The sequence below is a fragment of the Verrucomicrobiia bacterium genome (genome assembly GCA_019634625.1).
Taxonomy (GTDB): Bacteria; Verrucomicrobiota; Verrucomicrobiia; order Limisphaerales; family CAIMTB01; genus CAIMTB01.
The window spans coordinates 1-20,640 of sequence record JAHCBA010000038.1; the positions used below are offsets into that span (position 1 = coordinate 1).

The 20,640-nt window shown below is 67.4% G+C and carries 14 protein-coding genes; 10 read left to right on the forward strand and 4 right to left on the reverse strand.

Going from position 1 to position 20,640, the window contains the following annotated elements:
- Positions 1-150 precede the first annotated feature (150 nt).
- Both KF833_18785 and KF833_18790 read left to right on the forward strand, forming a co-directional pair.
- Positions 151-1,752, forward strand: coding sequence for a DUF11 domain-containing protein (locus KF833_18785; GenBank protein ID MBX3747361.1), 1,602 nt, complete (start codon positions 151-153; stop codon positions 1,750-1,752).
- A gap of 377 nt (positions 1,753-2,129) precedes the next feature.
- Complete coding sequence (locus KF833_18790) at positions 2,130-4,352, forward strand: response regulator (GenBank protein ID MBX3747362.1); 2,223 nt, start codon at positions 2,130-2,132, stop codon at positions 4,350-4,352.
- A 54-nt stretch (positions 4,353-4,406) separates the two neighbouring features.
- Here the strand turns inward: KF833_18790 and KF833_18795 are convergent, their stop codons facing one another.
- A complete protein-coding gene (locus KF833_18795; protein ID MBX3747363.1) occupies positions 4,407-6,167 on the reverse strand; it encodes an amidohydrolase family protein in 1,761 nt (586 codons plus the stop codon).
- 184 nt (positions 6,168-6,351) lie between these two features.
- Between KF833_18795 and KF833_18800 the strand changes: the two genes are divergently transcribed.
- From KF833_18800 to KF833_18810, 3 genes are all read left to right on the forward strand, one after another.
- Positions 6,352-6,606 carry a DUF2191 domain-containing protein gene (locus KF833_18800; GenBank protein MBX3747364.1) on the forward strand — a complete coding sequence of 85 codons (255 nt, stop codon included), beginning with the start codon at positions 6,352-6,354 and terminating at the stop codon, positions 6,604-6,606.
- A complete protein-coding gene (locus KF833_18805; GenBank protein MBX3747365.1) occupies positions 6,603-7,034 on the forward strand; it encodes a PIN domain-containing protein in 432 nt (143 codons plus the stop codon). The genes KF833_18800 and KF833_18805 overlap by 4 nt, the downstream gene beginning before the upstream one ends.
- Positions 7,035-7,411: 377 nt before the next feature.
- Complete coding sequence (locus KF833_18810) at positions 7,412-7,921, forward strand: methyltransferase domain-containing protein (GenBank protein ID MBX3747366.1); 510 nt, start codon at positions 7,412-7,414, stop codon at positions 7,919-7,921.
- 31 nt (positions 7,922-7,952) lie between these two features.
- Here KF833_18810 and KF833_18815 read toward each other — a convergent pair whose 3' ends face one another.
- Complete coding sequence (locus KF833_18815) at positions 7,953-9,875, reverse strand: YjhG/YagF family D-xylonate dehydratase (GenBank protein ID MBX3747367.1); 1,923 nt, start codon at positions 9,873-9,875, stop codon at positions 7,953-7,955.
- A 218-nt stretch (positions 9,876-10,093) separates the two neighbouring features.
- Here KF833_18815 and KF833_18820 point away from each other — a divergent pair, with 218 nt between their 5' ends.
- Positions 10,094-11,440, forward strand: a complete 1,347-nt coding sequence (locus tag KF833_18820) for an arylsulfatase (GenBank protein MBX3747368.1) — start codon at positions 10,094-10,096, stop codon at positions 11,438-11,440.
- A 10-nt stretch (positions 11,441-11,450) separates the two neighbouring features.
- Here the strand turns inward: KF833_18820 and KF833_18825 are convergent, their stop codons facing one another.
- A complete protein-coding gene (locus tag KF833_18825; GenBank protein MBX3747369.1) occupies positions 11,451-12,386 on the reverse strand; it encodes a metalloregulator ArsR/SmtB family transcription factor in 936 nt (311 codons plus the stop codon).
- A gap of 110 nt (positions 12,387-12,496) precedes the next feature.
- Here KF833_18825 and metK point away from each other — a divergent pair, with 110 nt between their 5' ends.
- Complete coding sequence (metK, locus tag KF833_18830; protein ID MBX3747370.1) at positions 12,497-13,678, forward strand: methionine adenosyltransferase; 1,182 nt, start codon at positions 12,497-12,499, stop codon at positions 13,676-13,678.
- Between the two features lie 54 nt (positions 13,679-13,732).
- A complete protein-coding gene (ahcY, locus tag KF833_18835) occupies positions 13,733-15,241 on the forward strand; it encodes an adenosylhomocysteinase (protein MBX3747371.1) in 1,509 nt (502 codons plus the stop codon).
- 183 nt (positions 15,242-15,424) lie between these two features.
- Here ahcY and KF833_18840 read toward each other — a convergent pair whose 3' ends face one another.
- The gene (locus tag KF833_18840; GenBank protein ID MBX3747372.1) at positions 15,425-17,200 is read right to left on the reverse strand and encodes a DUF262 domain-containing protein; all 1,776 of its coding nucleotides are present in this window, start codon (positions 17,198-17,200) and stop codon (positions 15,425-15,427) included.
- Between the two features lie 61 nt (positions 17,201-17,261).
- Here KF833_18840 and KF833_18845 point away from each other — a divergent pair, with 61 nt between their 5' ends.
- Entirely contained in the window at positions 17,262-19,226 is a 1,965-nt protein-coding gene (locus tag KF833_18845) for a DUF1592 domain-containing protein (protein MBX3747373.1), read from the forward strand.
- Position 19,227: 1 nt separating this feature from the next.
- Entirely contained in the window at positions 19,228-20,619 is a 1,392-nt protein-coding gene (locus KF833_18850; protein MBX3747374.1) for a DUF1552 domain-containing protein, read from the forward strand.
- Positions 20,620-20,640 lie beyond the last annotated feature (21 nt).

Genomic DNA, 20,640 nt, shown 5'->3' on the forward strand with positions numbered 1-20,640 from the left:
TTGAGCCATCCCAACGGCTTGACACCCGGCCCCGCGCGGACATAGTGCCCTCCGAGTTAACGGTCTCGGGCCCTCGTTTCAGGGCTGTTCATTCGTAGATCGAACCTTACCCAGCAACCTATGCAAGCGCATCTCAAGCCACTGTCCCTAATGGCGATGCTCACGGCAGCTCTGGTCATTACCGGATGCTGTTCCACGACCACCGCCAAGTCTCCCTCCACCCGGGCCCACACCTCCACGACACCCGCACCAGCGCCGCGTCCGGCCGCAACGGCGGAGCCAGCCCGGCCCGCACCGCCGCCCGCTGTCCGGCCGGCTGGCGGCTTCGGTCCGTCCCACAGCACCTTCGAGGAGGGCGGCATCCGCTACATCCGCGGCTCCATGGCCTTTCCCACCGGCGTGCGCGAAACCAGCGGCCTGCTCCTCGAAAAGGTGGTCCCCGCCGAAGTCATGCTCGGCCAGCCCTTCAGCTACGAGTACAAGGTCATCAACCTGACCGATTTCCCCCTGGCCGAAGTGACGGTCATGGACCAGGTGACGGACAATTTCCAGGCCAGTGACTCCTCCCCGCGCGCCGATTCCGTCGCCGGCGGCATTGCCACCTGGCGCATCGGCCAGCTCGGGCCCCGCGAGACCAAGACCATCAAGGTGACCGGTTCCGCCTCCACCGAAACCACCATCCGCACCTGCGGCTGGGCCACCTACAGCCCGATCCTCTGCGAGGAAATCCGCGTCGTGAAGCCCGCCATCGAACTCGCCAAGACGATGCCGGCCGAAGTCCTCCAGTGCGATCCCATCCCGGTTCGCCTCGTGGTCCGCAACTCCGGCAGCAGCACCCTCACCGGCGTGCGCGTGACCGACAGCCTGCCCTCGGGCCTGACCACCGACGCCGGCCAGTCCAACGTCTCGTTCGATGCCGGCACGCTCGCCCCCGGCCAGTCCCGAGAGTTCACCTTCAATGCCCGCGCTTCGCGCACCGGCAACTTCACCAACCCGGCCAAGGTCACCAGCGCCCAGAATGTCGAGGCGGAAGCCCAGGCCTCCGTCCGCGTCGTGAAGCCGGTCCTCACCATCGCCTGCGAGGCGCCTGACCGCGCCATCTTCGGCCGCAACTTCGACGTCTGCCTCACCGTCCGCAACACCGGTGACGCCCCGTCCGCCAATACCGTCGTGTCGCTCGCCCTGGGCGGCGCTCGCGTCGTCAGCGCCACCGACGGCGGTGCCGCCTCCGGCGCCAACGTGACCTGGAACCTCGGAACCCTGGCCGCCGGCGCCACCAAGCGCGTCTGCGTCACCCTGGTCTCCGACCCCGGCACCACCCTCAACTTCGCCGCCAACGCCCAGGGCGTTTGCGCCGATCCTGTCAGCACCACCTGCCGCACCGAGGTCGTCGGCGTCCCGGGTATCCTCCTCGAAGTGGTGGATGATCCCGATCCGATCCTCGTCGGCTCGACCACCACCTACTCCATCCGCGTCCTCAACCAGGGCAACTCGCCGATCACCAACGTCCGCATCGTCGGCCGCACGGATCCCGATTCCCAGGAAGCGGTCTCCGGCACCGGATCGACCCCGGTCAACCTCGTCCCCGGCGGGGTCGAAATGGGCAACGTCGCCATCCTCGGACCCAAACAGCAGGTCGAGTGGAAGGTCGTCGTCCGCGCCACCGCGGTCGAGAACGCCCTCTTCGAGGTGCGCCTGGTAAGCGACCAGCTCCGCGAGGTCATGGAACTCGAATCGACCAACCAGTACTAGGGTCGGTCGATCATTGACGGTCCGCGAGGCGGGCTGGCCGAAAGGTCAGCCCGCCTTTCTCTTGCCCCTCCCCGGTTCGAACGGTGCATCCGGGAGTTGTGGGTGGAGGCGCGAACTCCGCCAGGCCGCGCTTCGGAGGGCCGAGTTCCACGAGGCCGCAACGGCATGGAGCGTTGGGTTGAGGACTCGCAGAGCTCGTCCCTCCGATTCGCCGCCTTCTCACCCACAACTCCGGGATGCACCGCGATCCGAAGGGCAGACGATATCGGGATTGAGCTTTTCCAGCCGGACCGCTAGACCGCAGGAAGGTCGGTCCGGTTGGAAGCATCTCTCGCCCGTGGCCGGAAGCGCTTCGCCTGCCGAAGCCCGACTACGCCATGCCCGCCGATGTCATCGGGTCCGCGCCTCGCTCCGCCGCCTCCGGCGCGGATCATCCAGGCCATTCCCATCCGCAAGCACTCCTCCGCGATCGGGTTCGCCGCGCCGCCGAAGACAGCCTGGGTGCCTGCCTGCCCACCCTCTGGATCGTCCTGGCCGTCGTCTATGCCGCCTTTACGGCCGCCCACCTCTGGTTCCTTCCCGAGCCCATCCGGAGATACCTCGCACTCCTCGCCACGGCCACCTCGCTCGCCTTCGCCCTCGCCGCAACCCTGTCACGCCGCCGACCGCTGGCGCACCAGTGGATCACCCCTCTGGGCGGACTGACCGCCCTGATCCTCTGGTTCAACAGCTCGGTTCACCTCGGCCTGACCGGCCAGCCCCACGACACCACCAACCTCATCGTCGTCCTCATCGGGACCGCCATGGTCCTGCTCAACCGGCCCTGGTTCTTCATCATCGCCTCACTCAGTGCCGCCGCCTGGATCGCGGCCGCCCTCATCCATTCCGACCGCGAACTCTGGGCTCACTTCGGCTTCGCCCTCTTCTCTTCCGCAACCCTGGCGGTGGTCATGCTCTACGCCCGCCTCCGCGACCTCGAACGGATCGAAGGCCTGCGCTCCCTCGACGCCCGTCATCAGGCCAAGCTCGAACTCGCCCTCCAGGATACCCGGCACCAGCTCGCCTCCATCTGGCAGAACTCCCGCGATGGCATGGCCATCACCGACGCCACCGGCCACATCCTCTCCGTCAATCACGCCGCTGCCGCCGCCATCGGCCTCGATGAATCCCAACTCGCCGGCAAACCCTGGTACTCCGTCCTCCACCCGGCCCCGGAACCCGGCGCAGCCGCTCAGGCCTATGCCCGCCTGCTCGCCCAACCCACCGCCGCCCCCGCCGACGAATGCGAGATCTCCCTCCCCGAAGGTCGCCGCCTCTGGGTCAGCCTCAGTCACCTCGCCCTGCCCCAAAGCGACGGCCCCCCCCACCTGCTGACCCTCATCCGCAATGTGACCCGCCGCCGGCAGATCGAGGAGGAACGGCGCACCCTGGAACGGCGCATGGACGAAGCCCAGCGCCTCGAAAGCCTCGGCGTCCTCGCCGGCGGCATCGCCCACGACTTCAACAACCTCCTGACCGTCATCCTCGGCAGCCTCGATCTCATCCGCACCGAAACGACCTCCCCGCCCGTCCTCGCCCTCGTGGACCGCGCCCGCACCGCGACCCAACACGCCGCCTCCCTCTGCAGCCAGATGCTCGCCTACGCCGGTCGCGGCCGCATCGTGGTCCTCGATGCCGACCTCAATACCGCCGTCCGCGAAACCGTCTCCCTCGTCACCCCCTCCACCCCTAAATCCATCCGCTTCCACCTGGACCTCGCCCACGCCCTCCCCGCACTTCGCGCCGACATCTCCCAGCTTCGCCAGGTCCTCATGAACCTCGCGCTCAATGCCATCGAGGCCCTCGGCTCCCAGCCAGGCCTCATTCGCTGGACCACCCGCCTGGCCACACCCCCTGACTTCACCAACCTCTCCCAACCCCCTCCCCCATCCCCCTCCGGCGAATTCCTCTGCCTCGAAGTCACGGACAACGGCTGCGGCATGGATTCCAGCACCCTCGCCCGCATCTTCGATCCGTTCTTCACCACCAAGTTCACCGGACGCGGCCTCGGCCTCGCCGCCGTCCAGGGGATGGTCCGAAGCCATTCCGGCGCCCTCTGCGTCACCAGCCAGCCCGGTGTCGGCAGCACCTTCCGTCTCCTCTTCCCCGCCCTCCCCTCCGCCACTCCCACCGTCCCCCAGGTCTCCCCCGCACCCCAAGCCCCTTCCCCCAACCACCCTCCGCCCTCCCCGCCAACCATCCTGGTCGTCGATGACGAACCCTTCATCCGGGAACTCATCGCCCTCCAGTTGCGACGCATGCGTTGCCGCGTCCTCGATGCCCCCGAAGGCCAGGCCGCCCTCAACCTGCTGCGTCATCACCCCGACCCCATTCACCTCGTCCTGCTCGACCTCACCATGCCCGGCATGGACGGAGCCCAGACCCTCCGTGAACTCCGCCAGCTCCCCGACCCGCCCCCGGTCATCCTCATGAGCGGTTACACCGCGGACGAAATCCAGGGCCGCTTCGCCCAGGACGGCCTCGCCGGTTACCTCCACAAGCCATTCGCCTCCGACGACCTCGCCGCCCAGATCCGCCGTGCGCTGCCCTGCCTCTCCTAAGAGCCTGTCTGCAAACCGGAAGGGGCCCTGCGACGAGGGGTTTTCAGACAGGCTCTAATCCTCGAACTCAAGAATCCCGAACCGCTCCGGCACGTGAAACGTCCGCGCCAGTGTCGGACGCCACGCCAGAAATCCGTCGTTCGCGTAATCGCACCGGTACAGGTTGATCCGCCAGCGCGTCCCCCCCTCCGGCAACCGCTCCGCCAGCGACCGCAGCGGAATCCTCATCACCGCGGTCCACCGCTTCCCCGCCTCATCCACCCGCACTTCCGTCTCAAACCCGCTGCTCCATGCAAAATCCCGTTCCGGCAGGTTCAACCGCAGATCCAGCTTCATCCCGTTCGGCGCCACCTGAAACTCCGTGTAGCGCCGCGGTTCCGACGCGTCCGTGCCAATGAAGGCCTCCACCACGTCCCGCTCCCACAACCCGATCCGTTCGATCCCCGGCTCCGCCGGCTCAAACACGGTCAGGCGCGTGTACGGCGACTCGAACCGCAGATACAGGTCCTCCGATGTCCACAGGGCCCGCACCTCCGTGGACAGCTCCGCACGGGCTCCCGCATCCAGCGAGTTCTGATCCATCCATACCGCGCGGGCCTGCTCCCACGCCGCGTCCGTCGGTTTCCCGTCCCCGCCCGCTCCCCCCCGAAGCCGCCGCGCCCGCAGGACCGGCTCAGGCAGAAACCGCGCCAGCAGGCGCCGCGCATTGTCGAAGTACACCTTCCGCAGCACCTCCGGCGGCAACCCGATCCCGCTGATCGTCCAGTCCCCCTGGATCGGCGTCATGTGCGCGAAGTCCCGGTCCCACGTCTCCAGCCAGCGCCAGTGCTTCCCGAAAAAATCCACCGCATCGTCATCCGTCGGACGCTCGTCGTCCCCGCTGCTCCCCAGGATCAGCTTGTTGTGCACCTGGAAGTCCGTCGCGAACACGATCCGGTCCGCGTGCTTCCGAAACAGCCGGTGCACCCGCTCCGGCGGATGGCGCCCGATCTCGGGGATCCGCGCCGCCAGGTCCGCGAGCATGTTGGGTCGCGCATCCAGCTTCCGCTCCACCCAGTCCAGATCCTCCGCGTTGTTGGCGAAATGCACGCACACAAATGTCGTCCCCGGATGCCTCGCAATCACCCGGTCCAAAGCCTCCAGCAACGCCTCCCGTGGCGGATACACCGCCGCATCCCCGAACCACCACGGCCGGTGATCCCTCAACTCCTTCCACCGCTCGTTGGTCTCGTTGAACGGATCCCAGAAGGCCTTCGGGTCCGCCACGTGAATGCTCACCGGCATCCCCAGCTCCCCGCAACGCCGCCACACCGGGTCCAGCTTCGGATCGTCAATCCGGATCAATTCCCCCTTCCCATCCCTCAAATACAACCCCAGCCGCTTGAACTCCTTCAGCCCCGCCGCCCCCAACCGGTGCGCCTCCTCCACCTGCCGCGCCCCCCGTTCCCCGAAATCCGCCTCGTCCCATCCCGTGTAATCGAGCTGGAAGTACAGCACGAACCGCCCGGGAGCCAGCCGGTCGGCCAGGGCCTTGTTCCGCTCGAACGCCGACGCCCCCCCATCCCGCGGCGTCACCGTCCCACCCGACAGGTTCGCCGCCACTCCCACACCCACCCGGTCCAGAATCCGTACCGCACGCTCCAGGTGCTCGGGCGTGGACGTGACGTGCTGATGCAGATCCACCATACGCCCCGCAGCCCGCCACGCCTCCGCCTCGGGCCGGTTCGGCGACGCCGCCTCGCCATGCGCGGAAAGGGACCCGATCCAGGACAATGCCAGACCCGACACCGCCACGAGGCTCAACAAGGGATGCACCCCGCGAGCAAACCCCGGCCACCCCCCGGGGGCAAGCTCGCCGCCTCCTCACCCGAAACTCGGGGAGGCATCGGACCCAATGCCCGGCCCGCCCGTTGTCTGGCGACGTTTCACCCGGCGTGACGATGGTTGATGTCTTGACATCAATTAACCTGGCATCAGCTTTCCCGACATGCGTACCACCTTGACCCTCGACGATGATGTCGCCGCCATTCTCCGGCGCGAAGCCGATCGCAAGGGGCTTTCCTTCAAAGAGTTGGTCAATGCCGCTTTGCGTCGTGGTCTTGCCCCGGAGCACGACGACGCCGTCGCGCCGCGCGTGGTCACCCGGCCTCATGCCTTCGGCTTCAAGGCGGGGATCGACCTCGACAAGCTGAACCAGCTCGTGGACGAACTGGAGGCGGAAGACTTTGCCGCCCGCCAACGCCGGGCGCGATGATTCTTCCCGACATCAACCTGCTCATCCACGCCCACAACCTGGAGTCTCCCCGCCACGAGGGCGCACGGCAGTGGTGGGACGATGCTCTCGCGGGAACGGTGGGGATCGGTCTGGCTTGGGTCACCCTCCTGGGTTTCATCCGAATCTGCACCCACCGCGGCATCCTCCTCCGACCGATGACCCCGGCCGGGGCCTGTTCGCGGGTCCGCGAGTGGCTCACCCTGCCGCATGTGCATCTGGCGCTGCCCGCCCAGGGCCATTTCGAACGTCTGAGTGCCCACCTGTCCCAGCTCGGCACCGCCGGCAACCTGACCACCGACGCCCACCTGGCAACCCTGGCGATGGAACGCGGCTACGTGCTTTGCACCACCGACAGCGATTTCGTGCGCTTCCCGGGCCTGAAGTGGCGCAATCCCCTCGAACCCTGATCCAGGGTGACCACGCGTCTGCCGCATGGGTCGAACACCGCGATCGACCGCGCCAGGTGGGCGCCGGGCCCCAGAACCACACGCCTCGGCGGAGGGGGCCTGCCCCATGCGGTCCGCCATGGCCTTCCCAATCGATCGTTGCCGTGCGCGAGGCGTCCCAGGATGCCCATCGGTGCGGGGATCGGGATTGTTTCGGGTCCGACCCTCGATTATCACCGGGCCGTCGCCGACGCGATCCGCCGCCCGTGAATTCCCTCGCCTACCTCCGCGCTCCGACCAGCCGCCCCTTGGGAGGCCCCGGATGGTGGCGCTTCTTCCGGGATTGGTGGCTGTTCCTGCGCGAGGGCTGGTCGGACCCGCGATCGATCGGATCCGTGATGCCCAGTTCCCCGGTGCTGGCCCGACGCATGGCCGCCATGACGATCTGGGACGAACGGACGTGGATTCTCGAACTGGGGGCCGGGACGGGCGTGGTCACGCAAGCCCTCCTGGCGCGGGGCGCTCCGGCCCAACGACTGCTGGCGATCGAGCGATCCGAAGCCCTCGCCGTCCACCTCCGGCGTCGTTTCCCCCAGGTGCGCGTGGTCTGCGGGGATGCCGCGTCCCTGCGGCGACTCGTCCAGAAGGCCGCCCCCCGCGCCCACCGTTTCGCCGTCGTCTCGAGCCTCCCTTTCCGAAGCCTGCCGCCCCCGGTGGGCGAGGCCATTCGCGCCGAGATCGCCGCCCTGCTGGCGACGGGAGGCCAATGGACCCAGTTCACCTACGCCGTGACCCGCAGGGAGGTGCCGGCGGGTTTCATCCGGCAGTCCTCGAGCAAGGTCTGGATCAACGTGCCTCCCGCCCGCGTGGACGTCTTCGCCGCCCATCCCACTGTCCACCCCGCGTAGCCTTCCCCTCGCCGACCCACCGTCCCCCGGGTCAACCCAGCCGCGCGAGAATCGCCTCGGTATCGAAAACGCACCCGCCCCAGGTCCCGCCGCTGACCGCCTGCAGCGCCGCCCAAAGCCGTGTGTCGTCCGGCAGGAGCGGGTGCGGAGCCAGCTCGGGATGAGGCGACCGGCTTTCCAGTTCCACCGCCCCCCGCTCCGCGCCCCACCGTTCCGAACCCGACCCGACCAGATCCACCCGCCCGTCCATCGACGCGGTGTCCAGTTCCACCCGGACGATGTCGCCGTCGCGCAATTTCCCGATCGGGCCGCCGGCCAGGGCTTCCGGCCCGATATGGCCGAGGCAGGCCCCGGTGCTGACACCCGAAAATCGCGCGTCGGTGATCAACGCAATCCGGCGCCCGATGGGAAGGTGCTTGAGGGCGCTGGTCAGTTGGTAAGTCTCCTCCATCCCCGTTCCGATCGGGCCGCAACCGATCAGCGCCAGCACCTCGCCGGGCCGCAGCAATCCCTCCTTGATGGCGCGAATGGCGCTCCGTTCCGAGGTGAAGACCCGGGCCGGCCCTTCCAGAAGGTAACGACCCTGCCCATCAAACAACGACGGGTCGATGGCGGTGGCTTTCACCACCGACCCGTCCGGCGCCAGATTGCCCCGCGGAAACAACAGCGTGCTCACCAGCCCCGCGGCCCGTGCCCGCTCGGGCGGCAGAATGACATCATCGGGATCCACCCCATCCGCCTCCGCCAATCGATCCCGGAACCGACGCCGACGCTCGCTGCGTTCCCATGCGTCGAGCACGCAATCCCACGTGACGCCCTCGACGGTCAGGACACCCGTGTCCACGCAGCCGAGCCGCCGTAGATGCAGCATCACCTCCGGAACCCCGCCCGCGAGGAAGACCCGGACGGTCGGATGGTGAACGGGCCCGTTGGGAAGAACGCTGACCAGTCGGGGAACCCGTCGGTTGATCGCGATCCAGTCCCCAACGGTGGGACGCGGCAATCCCGCCGCGTGGGCGATCGCCGGCAGGTGCAGGAGCAGATTCGTGGATCCCCCAAACGCCGCATGCAACGCCATCGCATTGCGCAACCCACCCTCGGTGAGAATGTCGCGTCCCCGCAACCCGCGCCGTTCCAGCGCCACCACCAGACGGGCGGCCCGCGTCGCAAGGTCATACCATACCGGTTCCCCGGAAGGCGCCAGCGCACTGTGGGCCGGCGCGAGACCCAACCCCTCCGCCACCACCTGCGCCGTGGCGGCCGTCCCGAGAAACTGACACCCGCCCCCGGGCGATGCGCACGCGCGGCATCCCAGGTCGGACGCCTCTTCCAACGTGAGCGCCCCATGGACAAACCGCGCACCGATGGTCTGGATGGTGCCCGCATCCTCTCCCTGCTCCGGCGGCAATGTCACCCCACCGGGAACCAGCACCACCGGGAGTTCCCGCATCGCCGCCAGCGCCATCGTCATTGCCGGCAACCCCTTGTCGCAGGTCGCCACGCCGATCACCCCCGACCGCGTGGGCAACGAACGGATCAGCCTTCGGAACACCTGGGCCGCGTCGTTGCGATAGGCCAGACTGTCGAACATCCCCACCGTCCCCTGCGTGCGCCCGTCACAGGGATCCGAGCACGCCGCGGCGAACGGGATCGCCCCGCCCCGCCGAAGTTCCTCGGCCGCCGCCCGCACCTGCAGTCCGATCTCCCAGTGGCCCGTGTGGAACCCCAGCGCAATGGGCCGCCCATCCTCCCCCCGCAGCCCGCCCTGGGTGCTCAGAATCAGAAACTCCTTCCTCCCCAGTTCCCGCGGATCCCAGCCCATGCCCGCATCCTGACTCCACCCGAACAGATCCCCGCTGGGCCGTTCCCGCAGAAGTTCCGGAGTCAGCGGCAACGTCCCTCCCGGACCCGACGCCCGGGTGCGAACCTGGAAGAGATCGTCCCGCCCGGGCAGAAAGGGGTCGCCATGGTCGCTCACGCCGCCGACCCAACCAGATCCGTCCCCCCGACGAAACGCCGAAGTCCACACCCATCCTTGAGCCCGCCATCCCCTGCGTTAGCCTGCATCGCACCGCCCCCACTCCCATCGTGAAATCCCTCCTCCCACTCCTCGCATGCCTCGGCCTCGGCGGCCTTGCCCACGCCGCCGAACGCCCCAACCTGATCTGGATCATGGCCGACGACCTCGGGTACGGGGAACTCGGCTGCTACGGACAGGAACTCATCCGCACCCCCCGGCTCGACCGCATGGCCGCCGAAGGGATCCGCTTCACCCAGTTCTACGCGGGAGCCACCGTCTGCGCGCCGTCCCGCTCCGTGCTCATGACCGGCCAGCACCACGGGCGAACCCGCGTCCGCGGCAACGCGGGACGCGACAACCCCGAGGCCCAGGCCCTCCGCGCCGAAGATGTCACCGTCGCCGCCGCCCTGCGCCAGGCCGGTTACGCCACCGCCCTGATCGGCAAATGGGGCCTCGGCGATGTCGGAGCCGCCGATTCCGGACTGCCCGGCAAACAAGGCTTCGAGACCTTCTTCGGCTACCTCAACCAGCGCCACGCCCATAATCACTTCCCCGACTTCCTCTGGCGTGACGAGCAGCGGATCGCCCTGCCCAATGTCGTCACCCCCGTCGGAGGCGACGGCGCCGGCTACGCCACGGAGGCCGTCCTCTTCGCCGATGACCTGTTCGCCGACGAAGCCCTCAAGTTCGTCGCCCTCCACCCCAACCGCCCGTTCTTCCTCTACTGGAGTCTCATCACGCCCCACGCCAACAACGAGCGCACCCGGGAACTCGGAGACGGCGCCCACGTGCCCGACTACGGTCCCTACGCCCTCGAAGACTGGTCCCCCCAGGACCGCGGCCACGCCGCCATGATTACCCGCCTCGATTCCTACGTCGGCCGCCTCCTCGATCACCTCCGCCTCCTCGGCCTCGACCGCAATACCCTCGTCCTCTTCACCAGCGACAACGGCCCCCACAACGAAAGCCGCCACAATCCCGAACGCTTCCGCCCGTCAGGCCCCTTCTCCGGCCTCAAACGCAGCCTCACCGATGGCGGCATCCGCGTTCCCACCCTCGCCTGGTGGCCCGGCCGCATCCACCCCGGCACCGTCAGCGACCACGTCGCCTACTTCGGCGACTGGTTCGCCACCGCCGCCGAACTCGCAGGCGCCCCCGTCCCGGATGGACTCGACTCGATCAGCTTCGTCCCCACCCTGCTCGGCCGACCGGAACAGCAACGACGCCACGAATTCCTCTACTGGGAGTTCCACGAAGGCGGCTTCACCCAGGCCGCCCTTCACCAGGGCCGCTGGAAAGGCATCCGCTCCGACCACCCGGACGCCCCGGTCCGCGTCTTCGATCTCCACACCGACCCTGCCGAACGTACCGACGTCGGCGACCGGCACCCGCTCATTCGCGCCGCCCTCGACGCCTACCTGCGCTCCGCCCGCCTCGAATCCGACGACTGGCCCGCCCGCTGGCGCCGTCCCGCCCCGCCTTCCCTCCAGCCCGGTTGAAGCCCCGCCATCAAGGCCCCTTGACCCCTGAAGCCAGCAGCGTCTCGAAATGCGGCGCCTCCTCCTCCCGCGCCACCACCGAAACCTCCACCCCCGTGAACCCCGCCTCCTCCAGCCATCGGTTCAGATCGCTCTCCGCAAACCCCAGCCAGCGGTCCCCATACAGTTCGTGCGCCTGCTCGAACCCGTGCTGCCGCAGGTCGAGTATCATCGCCTGACCCCGCGGCCGCAGAATCCGGTGCGCCGACCGCAACGCCCGCTGCGGATCCCCGGCGTGATGCAACGCCTGACTCAGGACCACCAGGTCCACACTCGCCTCCGGGATCGGCGGATCCTCCAGATCCCCCAACCGAAACTCCAGATTCCGGATCCCCGCCTGCTGCGCCTTCGCCGCCCCAAACGCAATGATCCGCTCCGAGTTGTCCACCGCAATCACCCGCCGGCACCGCAACGCCAGCAGTTCGCTCAACAACCCCTCCCCCGCCCCCAGATCCGCCACCGTCAGCGGCGGCAGCAACCGAAGCAGCATCTGCCCGAACGCCTGCCACGACCGCCCCGGTCCGTAGCTCCGGTCGAACCGTCCCGCCACCTGGTTGAAAAACAACCGCGCCTGGTCCTCCCGCAATGCCAGCACCCGCCGCAGATTGATCAGGTCCGCCCCGTGCTCCCGCAACTCCCCCGCCCCCTGCAACGCCAGCTCCACCTGCACCCGCAGCGGCGTGCCCTCATGCCGCGCCAGTCGGTAAAACGCCCGCTTCCCTTCCCGGCGCGATTGCACCAGCCCCGCCTCCTGGAGCTGCGCCAGATGCGTCGAAATCCGCGACTGCACCAGCGTGGTGATCTCCTGCAATTCGTGCACCGACAGCTCGGCCCGCGACAGCACCGCCAGGATGCGCAATCGGGTCGGATCGGCGAGCGCCCGCAGGCTCTTCAGGGTGGGTCCCATGAACGGCAACTCAAAATCGCGTTTGACGCGTCGTTCAACTTTCGTATCGTCGCATCCGGATACGTTAATATGTCCTCCAAGCCCCGCGGTCAACGCCAACCCATTTCCGCATGAGCAAGCGCTTCATCTTTTCCTCCGAATCCGTCGGTGAAGGTCATCCCGACAAAGTCTGCGATACCATCTCCGATGCCGTCCTCGACGCTTGCCTCGCCCAGGATCGCTCCAGCCGCGTCGCCTGCGAAACCTTCGTCAAAAGCAATATCGTCGTCGTCGGCGGTGAAATCACCACCCGCGCCAAGTTCGATTACAACGCCGTCGTCCGCGACGCCATCCGCAGCATCGGCTACACCCACGACGACGACGTCTTCCACGCCGACCACGTCTTCCTCAACAACTACCTGACCCGCCAGAGCCCGGACATCTCCCAGGGCGTCGATGCCAAGGCGGCCAAGGGCAAGAAGAAGGCCGAGCAGGGCGCCGGCGACCAGGGCCTCATGTTTGGCTACGCCTGCGACGAGACCGACGAACTGATGCCTTCCCCCATCATGTTCGCCCATCGCCTCGGCCGGAAACTGACCGCCATCCGCAAGGCCGGCCGCCTCGCCCCCTGGCTCCGCCCCGACGCCAAAACCCAGGTCTCCGTCGTGTACGAGGACGACCGTCCGGTCGCCATCTCCAACGTCGTCATCTCCACCCAGCACGCCGCCAGCGTCGAGCACGGCGAGATCGAGGAGTTCTGCATCGAGGAGGTCATTCGCAAGGTCCTCCCCAAAGACCTGCTCACCCGCAACACCAGCTTCCTCATCAATCCCACCGGGCGCTTCGTCATCGGCGGTCCCCAGGGCGACAGCGGCCTGACCGGGCGCAAGATCATCGTGGACACCTACGGCGGCTGGGGCCGCCACGGCGGCGGCGCCTTCTCCGGCAAGGACCCCTCCAAGGTCGATCGCAGCGCCGCCTACATGGGCCGCTATGTCGCCAAGAACATCGTCGCCGCCGGCCTCGCCGCCCGCTGCGAAGTCCAGTTCGCCTACGCCATCGGCTATCCCGATCCCGTCAGCGTGTACGTCAACACCTTCGGCACCGCCAGGGATGGCCTCACCGATGAGGTCATCACCGAGGCCGTCCAGGAGGTCTTCAGCTTCAAACCGGCCGACATCGTCAAACACCTCAACCTCCTCCGGCCCATCTACAGCAAGACCACCAACTACGGTCACTTCGGCAAGGATGACCCCGATCTGACCTGGGAACGCACCGACAAGGTCAAGGCCCTCCAGAAGGCCGTCCGCTGATCCTTCGGGCGCTTCTCCATCCACACTCTGCCTGCTTCTCCGATCCCCACTCCCATGGCCAAGCCCAAATCCAAACTGAAACCCGCCGCCGCCGCCGCCCTCGCCGAGGTCGCCGCCGCCACCGAAAACCTCCGGCGCTATACGGCCCTCACCCCGTCCGGCTCCGACTACATCGTCAAGGACATCGCCCTCGCCGAATGGGGCCGCAAGGAGATCGCCGTCGCCGAACATGAAATGCCCGGCCTCATGGCGGTCCGGAAAAAGTACGCCCGCCAGAAACCCCTCAAGGGCGTCCGCGTCACCGGCTCCCTCCACATGACCATCCAGACCGCGGTGCTCATCCAGACGCTCACCGCACTGGGCGCCTCGGTCCGCTGGGCCTCCTGCAACATCTTCTCCACCCAGGACCACGCCGCCGCCGCGGTGGCCGACGACGGCGTGCCGGTCTTCGCCTGGAAGGGCGAGACCCTCGAGGAGTACTGGGAACTGACCCTCAAGGCGGTCCTGTTCCCCGGCGACAAGGGCCCGCAACTGGTGGTGGACGACGGCGGCGACGTCACCCTCCTCATCCACAAAGGCTACGAACTCGAACAGGGCAGCCGCTGGGCCTACGAACCCGCGGACAATCACGAGGTCTCCGTCGTCAAGGCCCTCCTCCGACGCGTGGCCGAGGAGAAGCCCGGCGTCTGGACCCGCATCGCCAAGGACTGGCGCGGCGTCTCCGAGGAAACCACCACCGGCGTCCATCGCCTCTACCAGCTCGCCGAACGCGGACAGCTCCTGGTCCCCGCCATCAACGTCAACGACTCGGTGACCAAGTCGAAGTTCGACAACCTCTACGGCTGCCGTGAATCCCTCGCCGACGGACTCAAGCGCGCCACCGACGTCATGATTGCCGGCAAGGTCGCCGTCGTCTGCGGCTACGGCGATGTCGGCAAGGGCAGCGCCCATTCCCTCCGCGCCTACGGCGCCCGCGTCATCGTCACCGAAATCGATCCCATCAACGCCCTCCAGGCCGCCATGGAAGGCTTCGAGGTCAATACCGTCGAATCCACCCTCGGCACCGGCGACATCTACGTCACCACCACCGGCAACCGCGACATCATCACCGTGGACCACATGCTCCGCATGAAGGACCAGGCGATCGTCTGCAACATCGGACACTTCGACAACGAGATCCAAGTGGACGCCCTCAAGCACCGCAAGGGGGTCCGGGTCGAGACCATCAAGCCCCAGTACGATCGCTACTGGCTGCCCAACGGACGCAGCCTCTACCTCCTCGCCGACGGCCGCCTGGTCAATCTCGGCTGCGCCACCGGGCATCCCAGCTTCGTGATGTCCAACTCGTTCACCAACCAGACCCTCGCCCAGATCGATCTCTGGGAGAACAAGGACAAGTACGAGCGGACCGTCTATCGCCTCCCCAAGAAACTCGACGAGGAGGTCGCCCGCCTTCACCTCGACAAGATCGGCGTCAAACTCACCCGCCTCAGCAAGGATCAGGCCGACTACCTGGGCGTTTCCGTGGACGGCCCCTACAAGCCCGAACACTACCGGTACTGACTGCACGCCGCCGCCCTCCGATTTCGCAGCCAAGGCTTCCCATTCCGGAGGGACGAGCTCCGCGAGTCCTCGTCCGATCGCACCACTCCCTTGCGGCCTCGTGGAACTCGGCCCTCCGATTCCGCAGCCAGGCTTCGCATTTCGGAGGGACGAGCTCCGCGAGTCCCCGCCTCGCCCCGGCCGTCACAGCCGCCAGACCGCCGTCGCCATCCGGGCCATCGCCGCCTGGCGACGCTCGATTGCCTCCGGGGTCCATTCGCCCTCCGCAAGATCCCGGGTCGAAGGATACCGGCTCTGGCGATAGATGCGGAGCTTGTCCGCGAACGGGCGATTCGCGCACTCCCGGGAGTTGAGGCGCGACTCCAGCAAGAGGTAGTTGCCCAGACGGTTGACATACCGTTCGTGCAGGTCTTCCGGGAAATCCTCCTGCCACTCTGGGGCCGGTTGATCCGGAAGCACATGCTCGACCGTCGAGGAACCCCCTTCCGCATCGTCCTCCCAGCCATGTGCGTGCCGCTCCAAGGCCAGCAGGATGTGGCGAACCAGTCGCGCCCTGCGGCCGGTCGGGATGGAACGTTTGGCGAATGCCTCCCTGAACTCATCGTCCGTCACGTAGATCCCCTGGAGGCCGTCCCGGATCTGCTCGGCACTCGTGAGCCGGCCTTCGTGAACGGCCAGAGCCACCGTGTTATAGACCTGCTCAAGACGGTTGGTGCTGCGCTGACTGATGGCGTTGTACCGAAACGAGATGATGCCGCAGTATCGAAGCACCTTGCCCAGCACCTCGCCGGGAAGCCTTCGCCAGACCGCAAACGCCAGGGGCCGGTACTGGAGCACCCCGTAGAGTCCCAGGTCATGCACGGGCTTCCTGCCCCCAGGTATCTCCTCCCACAGCGGGTGAGTCGAATCCTCCAGCGCCGCGCTCAGAAGTGCGGACCGCTGCAACTCGCGCAGAAGCTCGAACACATCGGGCGCCCGCGTCACCTCCGCCCGAATGGCCTGGTACACGCGCTGCTGGCGCACCATCGAACGGGTGCTGTTCACATGATGCCTCAGGAACTCGGCGATCTCCCGTGCAGGGATGCGCTCCGTGATCGCCTCCCATCCATGCCGGGCCTGCGTCACTCCGCCATCCCCCGCCGCATGAACGATCGAAAACAGGTAGTTCTTCACCAGGTCACCGGCCGTCAGTTCCAGACCCCGGGAATTGAGTGTTTCGAATACCGTGTAGGCCCCGACATCGTCCTGGACCAGAACCTGAATGAACAGCAGCCGCGGCCCGATCACCTCGTAAATGAAATTGGCCAGCCGGGCTCCGTCCCGACCCTCCAGCAACCAGACGCGCAACCGGTCCCGAAAGTAAACCATGGCGTTCCAGAGCGGCTTCTCCGTGGGCGGAAGCGCCGCGACGCTGGGAGGAGTCTGCAGCTCGAGCAAGGTGCCTTCGAAAAACCGACGATTGGCATGATTCAAAGTCAGCTTCGCCGTGGTCTGCAGCGTCACCGGATGCGCCGCTCCAAGGAACGCCGTTCTCAAGAGTCCCAGCCGCTGTTCATTGGCGTCCGCATCGACCCCCGCCAGAATGAGTTCCCTCAGACAATGTAGAGCTGCGACGACCAGCACGCTCAGCGTGGCCAGCCGTTGCTGGCCGTCGATCACCCTGAAATCGTCGGTTCGCTCTTCCTTCAGCACCAAGGCCCCCATGTAGTGCTGGCGACCGGTCGTCTCGACCTCGCACAAGTCGGCCCACAGGTCCTCCCACTGATCCTCGGTCCAGGAGTAATCCCTCTGATAGCATGGCACTTCGTAGCGTTTTCCGTTGGCCAGAAGCGTCCGCAGATTGATCGTGCTCGTTCCCAGCAGATCCCGTTGCAGCATGGCGGGAGAATACCCACCGCCCCATGCCCACGCACCCATTTCCACCGCGGCCTCCTCCACCCCGAAATCGATCGCCAACAAGGGTGGACAAACGGGCGCCGACGCGGTTTAACCTCCCCGGGTGATCCAGCCGCGCCAGACCATGACGCTCGGAGCCGTCCTCGGGACCCTGCTGTCCCTGGCGATCCCGGTCGTCGTGGTCGCGGATCAGGCGGAGACCTACACCAGGGAAATCCGGCCCATTCTCGAACGGCGCTGCTTCGACTGCCACGGGCCGGACAAGGCCACCGCGGACCTCAACCTCGCGGTGTTCGAGGATTACCCCTCGGTGATCGCCCTGCCCGAGGTCTGGCAGCATGTGTTCGAACGGGTCCAGGCCTTCGAAATGCCGCCCAAGCGGTCCGGCGAACTGCCCTTCCACGAGCATCAGAAGCTGATGGGCTGGCTGCGCCGCCTCCCCCGTCCCGAGGAGTTCGATTGCGATCAGATCGCCTCTGACCGAACCGCCAACTTCTACCGGGGCTACGTCATGAGCCGCCGGCTCAACCGCGACGAATACCTCAACACCCTGCGCGATCTGCTCGGGATCGAGGTCCCGGTCGGCCACCTGCTCCCCGCCGACGGCGGCGGGGGCGAGGGCTTCGATACCACGGGCAATGCCCTCTTCCTTTCCCCCATCCACATCGAACGCTACCTGCAGGCCGCGGAAGTCGCCCTCGCCACCCTCCTCCCCGACAGCCCCGCCCCCGGCGCCAGCCCGGTGGTCGCAAGCCCAGGGGTCGCCAGCCAGATCGACGAAGCCCGGCAGGCCCTGCTGGCACCGCATCCCGGTCTCGAACTCCTGCCCGCCCGCGCCGCGGCCCGCGAGATCGTGTCCTCCTTCGCCCGGCGCGCCTTCCGCCGCCCCGTGAACCCCGGGGAAGTCGATCGGCTCCTCACCCTTTTCGACCGCGTCTGGTCACGCGGCGAAGGCTATCTCCCCGCCGTCCGGCTCGCCCTGCAAGGCGTCCTGATCTCCCCCCACTTCCTCTTCCTCGCCGAACCCGAACCCCCGGGCGGCGGCGTCCATCCCCTCGACGCCGTCCCCCTCGCCAGCAAGCTTTCCTACTTCCTCTGGTCCTCCATGCCCGATGAGCGCCTCCTTTCCCTCGCGGAATCGGGGGCCCTCCTGGAAACCAATGCCTACCGCGCAGAAATCCACCGGATGCTGGCCGATCCCAGGTCCCGCGCGCTCGGCGAACGCTTCGCCCTCCAGTGGCTGGATGTGGACCGCCTCGGTCACGAGATCCGCCCCGATCCAACCCGGTACCCCGAATTCACCGACGCCCTCGCCGCGAGCATGCGCGGCGAAGTGGTGGCCTTCGTTCATCACCTGTTCCGGGAAAACCGCTCCCTCCTCGAATTGATCGACAGCGATTACACCCTCGCGGATGAACGTCTCGCCCGCCTCTATGGCCTCTCCGGCGTGGCCGGCGAGGAAATGCGTCCGGTCGCCCTCGAGGGTCGCGAACGCGGCGGCATCCTCGGCATGGCCGCCATTCATGCCCTCACTTCCTACCCGCTCCGTACCAGCCCGGTGCTGCGGGGCCGCTGGGTCCTCGAATCCCTCCTCGGCGACCGCGTGCCGCCCCCGCCCCCGGATGTCCCCGCCCTGGACGAACCAGACGAGGCCGGGACGACGGAGGCGGTCAGCATCCGCCAGCAACTCGAAGTCCACCGCGTGAAGGCCGAGTGCGCCGCCTGCCACGACAAGATGGATCCCCTGGGCTTCGGCCTCGAAAACTTCGACGTCCTCGGCCGCTGGCGCGAAACCGACCGCGGCCTGCCGGTGGACGCCCGGGGCACCCTCCCCAGTGGCGAGGAATACGACGGTCCGGCCGGTCTCCGCGAAGTCCTGATGGCCCGCAAGGACGCCATCCTCCGCCACCTCGCCCGCAAACTCACCGGGTTCGCCTACGGACGCGACCTCAACCGGTTCGATCAATGCGTCGTGGACCGCGCCATGGACGCCCTCGCCGCCAACGAATACCGCGCCGCAACCCTGGTGGAAGCCATCGCCTTCAGTTACCCCTTCCGAAATCGATTCTATCCCAAGGAGACCCCCTGACATGAACATCCTTCGTTCCTCCCTGATTCCCCGTCGGACCTTCCTGCGCGGCGCAGGCGTCGCCTTGGGGCTTCCCCTCCTCAATGCCATGGGGCGCCTCCTCCCCAACCCCTCGCCCACCGCCGCCGCCTCCGGCAGCGTCGCCCCCGCGGTGCGCGCCCCCGTCCGCATGGCCTGCATCTACTTCCCCAACGGCGTCTGGGAAAAGGACTGGTTCCCCGAGGCCGCCGGCCGCGACTACGCCATGACCGCCGCCCTCGAACCGCTGGCGGCGCACCGGGATCAACTCCTTGTCTTCTCCGGCCTCGACAAGAAACACAGCCACGGCGGCGACGGACACTACGCCAAGACGGCCAATTACCTCACCGGCCTCCACGTCCGCAAAACCGCCGGCAAGGACATCCATGTCGGCGGCGCCTCGATTGACCAGCTCTGCGCCCAGCGCCTGGGCCGCCTCACCCCCCTGCCGTCCATGGAACTCGCCGTGGACCCCGTGATCTCCGGCATCGATTCCGTGGTGGGCTACACCCGCCTTTACGGCAGCTACATCTCCTGGCGTTCCCCCAGCATGCCGGTCGCCCGCGAGATCAATCCCCGCCTCGCCTACGAACGCCTCTTCGGCGTCCTCCGCGCCCGGCAGGGCGCCGCCGATGCCCAACGCCAGGAAGACCGCAAGGCCCTTCTCGATCTGGTGCTCGAAGACGCCAGCACCCTCCGAGGCCGCCTCGGCCGCGACGATCAGCACAAGCTCGACGAGTATCTCGATGCCGTGCGCGATGTCGAACGGCGCCTCGACTTCTTCGCCCGCCCAGACCCGCGCGCCTGGCGGCCCGAGACCGAACCCGGCGAGGATATCGCGCCGCCCAAGGGCGCCCCGGGCGACCATCAGGAACACGTCCGCCTGATGCTCGACCTCATCGCCCTGGCCTTCTGGACCGATGCCACCCGCATCAGCACCTTCATGTTCGCCAACGATGTCTCGGGCAAGAACTTCGGCCAGCTCATCCCCGGCACCGGCGGCTCCCATCACGAGTTCAGTCATCACCAGTCCAAGGCCGACAAGTACGAGCCGTATTCGAAGATCAACCGCTGGCACAACGAGCAGCTCGCCTACCTGCTGGACAAGCTGGGCTCCATTCGCGAAGGCGAAAGCACCCTGCTCGACAACAGCATGGTGCTGTTCGGTTCCAGCATGTCCGACGGCAACCGGCACGACCCCTCCAATCTGCCCATCCTCCTCGCCGGCCGGGCCGGGGGACGCATCGACAGCGGACGTCACCTCGCCTTCCCCAAGGGAACCCCGCTCTGCAATCTCTACGTCTCCATGCTCGATCGCATGGGCACCCCCGTGGACGCCTTTGGTGACAGCACCGAAGCCATGAAGATCGGATAGGCGCCGCGCTCCGCGCCTCCA